Origin of the sequence: Pseudoalteromonas sp. OF7H-1, from assembly GCF_022347825.1 — a bacterium.
GTDB lineage: Bacteria > Pseudomonadota > Gammaproteobacteria > Enterobacterales > Alteromonadaceae > Pseudoalteromonas > Pseudoalteromonas maricaloris.
Genome location: NZ_JAKRFX010000044.1, coordinates 1 through 1,026 on the forward strand (window position 1 = coordinate 1; position 1,026 = coordinate 1,026).

Sequence of the window (1,026 nt, forward strand, 5' to 3'; positions counted from 1 at the left end):
AGGAGGGGAAGTTCCTGGAGTGGTTTACGCGGTAATTGCAAATGGAAGAGAAGTGCAGCGAAGCTCAGCCATGACTGCATCAGTTGATGTCACCTTAGTGGGTAACAATAACTTCGAGGTGGTAGCTTGTAACCCACAAGGAGCGGGGTGCGGTACATCCAAGCGCCACTCTGTAATAGGCACGATTGATCCTCCAAGTACTTCACCTCAAGTTACCTTCGATGTCGGTTATCAGCCTGTTAATCAGCCAATAGCGGTTCGCTGGAATACGGTAACAGGTGCGGATAGATATCGACTCTACGAAGACGATGTTCTAGTGTACCAAGGTAGTGGTAGTAGCAAGAGTATTAGCCATAACAACTATGGTCGCCGATTTTATAGCGTAGAGGCATGTAATCAAGGAGGTTGCGCGCCTCGCTCACAAGCACTCCCTATATTCTTTTATACCACGCCCGGCTCTGTAAGTGACTTCGCTGGCTCTGCTAGCTCAGCAAAAGTTGGCTCACAGGTACAGCTCACCTGGGGTTCTGCGGGAGGAGAAGTTCCAGGAGTGGTTTACGTGGTATTTGCAGATGGAAAAGAGGTTCAACGAAGCTCTGCTAGGAGCGCGCTAGTAACTGTTTCTCGTGTAGGTAAAAATATCTATGAGGTAGTCGCTTGTAACCCTGAAGGTACAGGATGCGGTACAAGTCAACAATTTGTTGTGTATGGAATGGATGTAGTCCCGGTTGAAAAGCGCTTTGAATGGTCTAAAACACGCTTTGATTTAGGTGAAGTGGGTACATTCTATTGGGATATTGAAGGTGTACATTCCTGCAGAGCTATAAAAGAGGGTGTACCAGAAGAGAATTGGCGGGGCCCTAAAGGTGATAACGGCAGGCATCAGTTTGTTGAATCTAGAAGTTATCCAACACAATGGGAGTGCTTTGTTGACGAAGCCAAGACTCAACGCTTTCCTGCCAATCCTTCAGAGTATTTGACCGCTGATTTGGTTGTATCAAACAAGTTAGTTAATCCTGTAATACT

Annotated in this window: 1 protein-coding gene; it reads left to right on the top strand. The window is 46.7% G+C overall.

Annotation, left to right across the window (positions count from 1 at the left end; translation table 11 throughout):
* Window positions 1-52: 52 nt before the first annotated feature.
* Window positions 53-1,026: hypothetical protein (locus MHN30_RS23730; RefSeq protein WP_239361313.1), on the top strand; the 974-nt coding region annotated here is incomplete at its 3' end.